This is a genomic window from Streptomyces sp. NPDC005485 (assembly GCF_040606085.1).
Lineage (GTDB): Bacteria > Actinomycetota > Actinomycetes > Streptomycetales > Streptomycetaceae > Streptomyces.
This window is the reverse complement of record NZ_JBEXDZ010000264.1, coordinates 1-7,875: the sequence shown is the minus strand read 5'-3', so window position 1 is coordinate 7,875 and position 7,875 is coordinate 1. Positions and strand designations below refer to the sequence as shown.

Here is a 7,875-nt window from a genome sequence, read left to right as displayed (position 1 = left end):
GCCGCACCGGCCGAAGCCCCAAGTACGTCCAGTACGAGAGCCTTCGTCCGGCACGCCGAGGGCACGCACCGAACACCGCGGGCACCGCACAGGACTTTCAAAACACCCCCTAGCGCCCCAGGTACTTCGGCTTCTCCTTGTTGACGAAGGCCTGCACCGCGATCAGGTGGTCCTCCGAGGCGCCCGCCCGGCTCTGCAGCTCGTCCTCCTTCTCCAAGGAGTCCTCCAGGGAGTGCGAGAGGGCGTAGGCGAGTGACTCCTTGAGCGCGGCGTAGGCGAGGGTCGGGCCCTCGGCCAGCGCACGGGCCACCTTCGCGCCCTCGGCCGCCAGCTCCGCGGAGGGCACGAGCCGGTTGGCGATGCCCAGGTCGTAGGCCTCCTGGGCGGTGATGCTGCGCGGGAAGAGCAGCAGGTCGGCGGCGCGGCTCGGGCCGATCACCCGCGGCAGCGTCCAGGAGATGCCCGAGTCGGCGGTCAGCGCGACCCCGGCGAACGAGGTGTTGAACGACGCCGTGTCCGCGACGATCCGGTAGTCCGCGGCGAGCGCGAAACCGAATCCGGCCCCGGCCGCGACGCCGTTCACCGCCGCCACCACCGGCTTCGCCGCACCGGTCAGGGCCCGCACGATCGGGTTGTAGTGCTCCTGCACCGTGCTCATGACGCCCTCGCCCGCGCCCGACTCACGCGCCGCGAGCAGCCCGCCGACGTGCTCCTTGAGGTCCTGCCCGACACAGAAGGCCCGGTCACCGGCGGCGGTCAGCAGTACGGCCCGCACCGAGTCGTCGGCCGCGGCCGCCATCGCCGCGTCCCGGAAGGCGACCTTCGTCTCGACGTTCATCGCGTTCATCGCCTCGGGGCGGTTCAGCGTGATCGTCGCGAGCCCGTCGCTCACCTCGTAGAGCACGGTGTCGGCCATGGTGGGTCCCCTCCGGTGTCGCGGCTCCGTCGTACCCGTCGGTACGTCGTCGGTCTGAGGACAGCATGGCGGAGATCACGGCGCGTGGCGGGGGCGGGACATGTGACCTGCGTCAAAGAAATCCGGGTCTCGGAAGTCCGGGCGGCGGCGGAGTATCGCAGTCACATCGCCGAATTGAGTGGTTTTGCTCAAGCGCGTTGCGCAAGCGATGCCGACTGATGTTGGTCATCGGGTCCTGAGATGCGGGATAATGGCCTGGAAGCAATGTGTTCGATGCCGGTGACGTGTGTCCTACGAGGGGACGTGCGTGCCCTTCTAAGGGGCCGTCGGCGACGATGAGCTGGTTTCAGGAAGGGGAACGAGCATGGCGGCCATGAAGCCGCGGACGGGCGATGGCCCGCTCGAGGTGACAAAGGAGGGGCGGGGCATCGTCATGCGCGTTCCGCTCGAAGGCGGCGGTCGGCTCGTCGTCGAGTTGACCCCTGACGAGGCCGACGCGCTCGGCGACGCCCTCAAGAAGGTCGTCGGCTGACGCGGAACGCGACCATACCTCTTCAGCTGCCCCGGCATCCTCATCGATGCCGGGGCGCTGTCGTTCCCGAAGCCGCCAGGGACGTACGACTGAGGTGTTCTTGCAGGTCAGAGTCGTGTGAGAGGGGTCGGTACGCGGGCCTTGGGGGCCTTTCTCAGCGCTTGACCGCGCACAGCAGGCCGTCGCCCACCGGCAGCAGCGAGGGCACCAGTTCCTGGCTCTCGCGCACCGCGCGCAGCAGTTCGCGCAGCCTTCCGACCTCGGCGGGCTGGGGTCCCGAGTCGACCGTGCGGCCGTCCGCGAAGACACCTTCGAAGACCACGAGCCCGCCCGGGCGCAGCAGGCGCAACGATTCAGCGAGGTAGTCCAGGCACTCCAGACGGTCGCCGTCGCAGAAGACCAGGTCGTATCCGGCGTCCGCGAGGCGGGGCAGTACGTCCAGCGCGCGGCCGGGGATGAAGCGGGCGCGATTGCTGGCGAAACCGGCGGCGCGGAAGGCCTGGCGGGCGAACTGCTGGCGCTCCGGCTCCGGATCCACGGTGGTCAGTACCCCGTCCGGCCGCATGCCGTGCAGCAGATGAATCCCGGATACGCCGGTCCCGGTCCCGATCTCAGCCACAGCCTTGGCGTCCACCGTCGCGGCGAGCAACCGCAGCGCGGCGCCCGTGCCGGGCGACACCGAGGGCAGCCCTGCCTCGCGGGCCCGGTCACGGGCCCAGCGCAGTGCTTCGTCCTCGGCGACAAAGGCGTCGGCGAACGCCCAGCTCGTCTGCCGGTTGCCGGTAATGACCCTCTCCTGTCCCCGCGGTTGCCTGGGCGTGACTGTATCCGTTGGCGCCGGGAACCCGCAGATGGGACCGGGCGTTTAGAGGGGTGGGGACGGCAGCTGGGGAATCACTGCGGAATCAACCGGGGGGAAGCGGATGGATGAGGACGGCGAGCAGGTGCTGACGCGGGTGCGGGAGCGCACATCAAATTCTCGTAAAACCGCTTATCCGGAGCTAACGGGCGAGGTGGCTATGGTAGGGGCTCCACTGGACACCACCAGAGCCGACAGGGGAGGTGCGGCTGCGCCTGTGGATCGGGGAGGAGTGCTGCGGCGCTTTCTCAGGTCGGCGGGTGAGCCGAAATCCGTGATCAACACTGCTGACAAGTTCCATGCTGCTGCCGAGACGCAGACCGCGACGTTCACCACCGACGCGGAGTCGCAGGCGTGGACTCCGCCCACCTGGGAGGAGATCGTCAGCACGCACAGCGGCCGCGTCTACCGGCTCGCCTACCGCCTGACGGGCAACCAGCACGACGCCGAGGACCTGACCCAGGAAGTCTTCGTCCGGGTCTTCCGCTCGCTGTCCACGTATACGCCGGGCACCTTCGAGGGCTGGCTGCACCGCATCACCACCAACCTCTTCCTCGACATGGTCCGCCGCAAGCAGCGCATCCGCTTCGACGCCCTGGGCGACGACGCCGCCGAGCGCCTGCCCAGCCGCGAGCCCTCCCCGCAGCAGGTCTTCAACGACGCGCACTTCGACGCGGACGTCCAGCAGGCGCTGGACACCCTCGCGCCCGAGTTCCGCGCCGCGGTCGTCCTCTGCGACATCGAGGGGCTGTCCTACGAGGAGATCGCCGCGACCCTGGGCGTCAAGCTCGGCACGGTTCGCAGCCGGATCCACCGCGGTCGTTCCCAGCTGCGCAAGGCCCTCGCGCACCGGTCCCCCGAGGCCCGCGCCGAGCGCCGCACGTTCGCTGTCCCGGGAATTCCCGCGCTGGGAGGAGGGGGCGCGACCGCGTGAGTGGATCACGTCCTACGCCGGCAGAACAGCACCTGGGAGACCGACTCTCCGCCCTGGTGGACGGAGAGCTCGGTCATGAGTCGCGCGACCGCGTCCTGGCACACCTCGCCACCTGCGCCAAATGCAAGGCAGAGGCGGACGCGCAGCGACGACTGAAGAGCGTCTTCGCGGAAATGGCCCCGCCACCGCCCTCCGAGAGTTTCCTGGCCCGTCTCCAGGGGCTCCCCGGAGGTGGTGACTCGGGCGACGACTCCGCGCTGGACGGGGGAGGCTTCGGCGGAAGACTCCCCTCCGGCTCCGGCACCACCGGAATCTTCGGGGTAAGAGGCGAACCCTTCGGTTACGTGCCGTCGGCGCCGCACACGGGCGTGCTGCCGCCCGCCGCGCAGCGCGGTTTCCGCATCCATGAGGTCAACCGCCACGAAACCGAACGGTCGGCCTCGCGCGGGCTGCGGTTCGCCTTCGCCGCCGCCGGTGCGGTGTCGCTGGCCGCCGTCGCGCTCGGCGGGGTGTCGGCCGGGGTTCCGACGGACACCGCGGACGCGCGGAGCGGCTCGGGCGCCGGAAGCAATGTGACACCGGCGCGTACCCCGGGCACCGGAGCCGCGACGCCCGACTCGCAGCGCCGCCGTTCCGTGGGGCCGCTGCTCGCCCAGGGTCAGCGCGGGCTCGGCGAGGCCCGGGTGGCTCCGACCGAGGTGTCCGCGCCGCTGCTGCCCGGAGTCCCCGCTCCGGCAGACCAGGTGCGGGCCGCCGCGCTGACCACACCCGTGGTGGCCGGAGCCGCCGCCATGACCCCCCTCATACGCCCGCTCACGGCCCCCGAACCGGCCGAGCTGACCGCCTGGTCGACGGCACCCGACGTCACCACTCCGGGCCTGCTCGCCGCCCCGGCGCCCACCTCGTCCCCCTCTTCCTCCCCGTCCCCCTCCTCCCGTACCGTCCGCTGACCCCAGCACTGCGCGACGGCCCGTGAACCTGGTTGAATCCAGGGTGGGCCGCGTCCGCCGGAGGGATCCCGGGCGCGGAGTCGACAATCTGCGGTGACCGTCGGCGAGTTGTGTCGCGGGCCAGGTGTGGGGAGAACATGAACGAGGGGAAGCCCACGAAGGCGAAGTGGTGGAGCCGGCCGCGGCCGCACGGCGCGGGGACCGACACCACCGCGGTGGCCGACGGCACCGGCGAGGGCGACTCCGGGGGCGATTACGAACTGGACCGCCCCGCGCCGAGCCCGGCCCCGGCGGCGAGCGGCGTTCCGTCCGGCGGGGGCGCCGACGGCGACCTCGGCGGGGACTTCAGCGGCGACTTCGAGCTGGATGCTCCGGTTGCGGCCGCAGCGCCGGCCCCAGCTCCGTCTTCAGCTCCAGCTCCGTCTTCAGCTCCAGCTCCGTCTTCAGCTCCAGCTCCGTCTTCAACTTCGGAGTCGGCTTCCGTGGCGGTTTCCGACGCGGTGCCGCCCGGCTGGGCGGAAGCCGACGCGAGTCCGGACCGGCCCAAGCCGCTGCACGCCCCCGACCCGTACGGCACCCCGCCGTACGGCGAGCCCGGCCCGTGGGCGCCGGCCCCGCCGGTCCAGCACCCGGCGACGGGCACCCCCGCGCAGGGCACCCCCGTCCCGCAGGGCACCACCGTCCCGCAGGGGCCCCCGGCCCAGGCCGCGCCCCTGCCGCAACCGCCCGCGACCCCGGGACCGGTGCCCCTGCCGCAACCCCCCGCGGCACCGATACCGGCGCCCCTGGCCTCCCCTGCACCCCCGGCCGCGGGGGCCCCCTGGCAGAACTACGACCCATGGGCGGCGCCCGGCCCGCTCCAGCAGACCGGGGCGGCTGTCGAGAGCACGACGCAGCGGCGTAAGCGGACGAAGAAGGCGCTGGTCCTCGGGGCGCTGGTGCTCGCGCTCGTCTCCGGAGGCGTCGGCGGCGGCGTGGGCGCCTATCTGGAGCGCAACGGCGGGCTCGGTGACGTGGAGCTGCCGCAGGCCGATGCGGAGGCCCAGGGACGGGCTCCGGACAGCGTGGCGGGCATCGCGGCCCGCGCGCTGCCCAGCGTCGTCACCCTGCATGTGCGCGGGACGGACGCCGAGGGTACCGGCACCGGGTTCGTGCTCGACACCCAGGGCCACATCCTCACCAACAACCACGTGGTCGAACCGGCCGGCACCGGCGGCCAGATATCCGTGTCCTTCAGCGGCGGCGAGACCGCCAAGGCCACCGTCGTCGGGCGCGACAGCGGGTACGACCTCGCCGTCGTCAGGGTCACCGGCGTCAGCGGACTCAAGCCGCTGCCGCTCGGCAACTCCGACAACGTCCGGGTCGGCGACCCCGTCGTCGCCATCGGTGCGCCCTTCGACCTCGCCAACACCGTCACCTCCGGCATCATCAGCGCCAAGGAGCGGCCCATCACGGCGGGCGGCGAGGGCGCGAGCGGCAGCGACGTGTCGTACGTCGACGCCCTGCAGACCGACGCCCCGATCAACCCCGGCAACTCCGGCGGACCGCTGCTCGACTCCAAGGCCCGGGTCATCGGCATCAACAGCGCCATCCGCTCCGCCGACAGCGGCTCCGGCACGGACGGCGGTCAGGCCGGTTCCATCGGGCTCGGCTTCGCCATCCCGGTGAACCAGGCCAAGCGCGTCGCCGAGGAGCTGATCAACACCGGCAAGGCCACCCACCCGGTGATCGGGGTGACGCTCGACATGGACTACACGGGCGACGGCGCCCGCGTCGGCGTCAAGGGCAACGACGGAGGCTCCCCGGTCACCTCGGGCGGCCCCGGCGACAAGGCGGGCATCCAGTCGGGCGACGTCATCACCGAGGTCGACGGCCAGCGTGTCCACTCCGGCGAGGAACTCATCGTCAAGACCCGCGCCCACCGCCCCGGCGACCACCTGGAACTGACCCTCAAGCGGGACGGCGCGGAGAAGAAGGTCACCCTCGTCCTCGGTTCCGCCGGCGGCAGCTGACCCGCAGCGACTGACATGAACTTCACAGCCGGATGCCCGAATCCGGCCCTGAACGGCAAACATCGCGGAAAACCGGCCGTGTACACGCACCCGGAAGCCTCTGGACAGTTCCGGACGGACGGGATGGCCGGGTACCGTGGACCCGGCCCGGACCACGGAAGACCAGGACCACCCGAGGGCCGAGGACCGAGGACATCGCAAGGAGCTTCAGGTGTTCAATGACATAGGACCGCTCGAGCTGGTGACGCTCGTCGTCCTCGCTGTGCTCGTCTTCGGTCCCGACAAGCTTCCGAAGATGATCCAGGACGTCACGCGCACCATCCGCAAGATCCGCGAGTTCTCGGAGAGCGCGAAGGCCGACATCCGCGATGAGCTGGGCCCCGAGTTCAAGGACTTCGACTTCGAGGACCTGAACCCCAAGACGTTCCTGCGCAAGCAGCTGGACAACGACGACCTGGGTCTCAAGGAGATCCGCAACGGCTTCGACCTGAAGAAGGAGATGGCCGAGGTCGCGGACGCGGTCCACGGCCGCGAGTCGGAGTCCTCCACGCCGTCGCTGCCGTCCTCCTCTTCGCCCTCGTCCTCCTCCTCCGGCGGCGCCGTCGACATGACGAAGAAGCCCGAGAAGCCCGAGCCGGACGACCGCCCGCCCTTCGACGCGGACGCGACGTGACATGAGCCACGCCGTCTGAGCCGTCGGCGCCATCGCCGTACGCGCACCTCAGAAGGGTTGCGACAAGGGCCGTACACGGCCGGAACCCGCCGTGTACGCGACCCACCCGCACACCGGTTTCCCTGCTGCTCGCAGCGGTGTGGCTATGCTGCCCAGTTGTTGTGCGGACCGACAGGACGCCCGAGGGGGGCGGGCCGCTCCGGTCCGACGAGAACGAGGAGGCGTCCGGCAGATGGAGACGACAAGTCGGGTAGGCGCACAGGCGCCGGCCGCGGAGGGCGGACAACAGGTCCCCTCCGCCCGGCGCACGGTCGACGGCTACCTGCTGGCGCCCTTCCCGTGGTACGGCCTCGACGAGGCCTTCACGGGACCGCGCTGGCTGATGCAGGTGGGTACCTCGGCGGACGGCGCCGTCGAGCACGGCTCGATCGGGCACGGCGACGAGCCCTCCGTCCGCAGCGAGTCGACGGCGGAGGACAAGGAGCGCTTCGCGGTCGTCGTCACCGTCGCGGCCAACCCCGTGCGGCGCAGCGCGGACGGCACCGGCCTCCTGGAGGCCACCTCGGTGTCCTCCGCGGCCTGGCTGGCGGGCGTGGGGCTGCTGTCCTTCACCTGGCCCGGCCAGATGGACCACACCCTGCGCGACGACTGGCTCGACCAGCAGACCGAGACGGCATGGGTCCTGGCGGACGACCTGACCGGTTCCGACTGGTCCACGCTGTCGCTCCCCGTGGACGGGGTGCCGACCCCCTTCCACTACCGCGAGTCCGAGTTCGGCTGGGTCCTCGCGGGCTCCACCCAGGAAGGCGTCCACGTGGGCGCGTACGGGCGGGGCATGAGCGCGTACGGGCTGGCCTTCGCGATGGTCAAGGACATCGGGTCGTACGCGTAGGCGAGCGGTAGCGGTACGACGATGGATGCGAGAGGGCCTGATCTCCGACTGACCGTCCCGACACCGCCCCGCATCTTCATAATTGACGGATCGTCAGACACACTGGC

8 protein-coding genes are annotated in these 7,875 nt (G+C 71.2%); 6 read left to right on the top strand and 2 right to left on the bottom strand.

What is annotated here, in order from left to right; genetic code table 11:
* Positions 1-109: 109 nt before the first annotated feature.
* Entirely contained in the window at positions 110-916 is an 807-nt protein-coding gene (locus ABZS97_RS42750) for an enoyl-CoA hydratase-related protein (RefSeq protein WP_356148931.1), read from the bottom strand.
* A 364-nt stretch (positions 917-1,280) separates the two neighbouring features.
* Between ABZS97_RS42750 and ABZS97_RS42745 the strand changes: the two genes are divergently transcribed.
* Positions 1,281-1,448, top strand: coding sequence for a DUF3117 domain-containing protein (locus ABZS97_RS42745; protein ID WP_003966491.1), 168 nt, complete (start codon positions 1,281-1,283; stop codon positions 1,446-1,448).
* Between the two features lie 154 nt (positions 1,449-1,602).
* Here the strand turns inward: ABZS97_RS42745 and ABZS97_RS42740 are convergent, their stop codons facing one another.
* On the bottom strand, positions 1,603-2,301 hold the full coding sequence (locus ABZS97_RS42740; protein WP_356148937.1) for an O-methyltransferase: 699 nt from the start codon (positions 2,299-2,301) through the stop codon (positions 1,603-1,605).
* A 238-nt stretch (positions 2,302-2,539) separates the two neighbouring features.
* Here ABZS97_RS42740 and sigE point away from each other — a divergent pair, with 238 nt between their 5' ends.
* The 5 genes from sigE (at position 2,540) to ABZS97_RS42715 (ending at position 7,768) form a co-directional block, all read left to right on the top strand.
* Positions 2,540-3,241 (top strand): RNA polymerase sigma factor SigE, encoded by a 702-nt coding sequence (gene sigE, locus ABZS97_RS42735; protein ID WP_356148934.1) that lies wholly within the window; start codon positions 2,540-2,542, stop codon positions 3,239-3,241.
* The gene (locus ABZS97_RS42730; RefSeq protein WP_356148928.1) at positions 3,238-4,191 is read left to right on the top strand and encodes a zf-HC2 domain-containing protein; all 954 of its coding nucleotides are present in this window, start codon (positions 3,238-3,240) and stop codon (positions 4,189-4,191) included. Before sigE ends, ABZS97_RS42730 begins: the two co-directional genes overlap by 4 nt.
* Before the next feature lie 482 nt (positions 4,192-4,673).
* Entirely contained in the window at positions 4,674-6,203 is a 1,530-nt protein-coding gene (locus ABZS97_RS42725; protein ID WP_356148924.1) for a trypsin-like peptidase domain-containing protein, read from the top strand.
* A gap of 211 nt (positions 6,204-6,414) precedes the next feature.
* On the top strand, positions 6,415-6,876 hold the full coding sequence (locus ABZS97_RS42720) for a sec-independent translocase (RefSeq protein WP_356148921.1): 462 nt from the start codon (positions 6,415-6,417) through the stop codon (positions 6,874-6,876).
* A 232-nt stretch (positions 6,877-7,108) separates the two neighbouring features.
* Complete coding sequence (locus ABZS97_RS42715; protein WP_356148918.1) at positions 7,109-7,768, top strand: hypothetical protein; 660 nt, start codon at positions 7,109-7,111, stop codon at positions 7,766-7,768.
* Positions 7,769-7,875 lie beyond the last annotated feature (107 nt).

Bases quoted from the DNA above. Each gene is read 5' to 3' on its own strand.
- ABZS97_RS42750 (WP_356148931.1), bottom strand. From the start codon at position 916: ATGGCCGACACCGTGCTCTACGAGGTGAGCGACGGGCTCGCGACGATC.
- ABZS97_RS42745 (WP_003966491.1), top strand. From the start codon at position 1,281: ATGGCGGCCATGAAGCCGCGGACGGGCGATGGCCCGCTCGAGGTGACA.
- ABZS97_RS42715 (WP_356148918.1), top strand. From the start codon at position 7,109: ATGGAGACGACAAGTCGGGTAGGCGCACAGGCGCCGGCCGCGGAGGGC.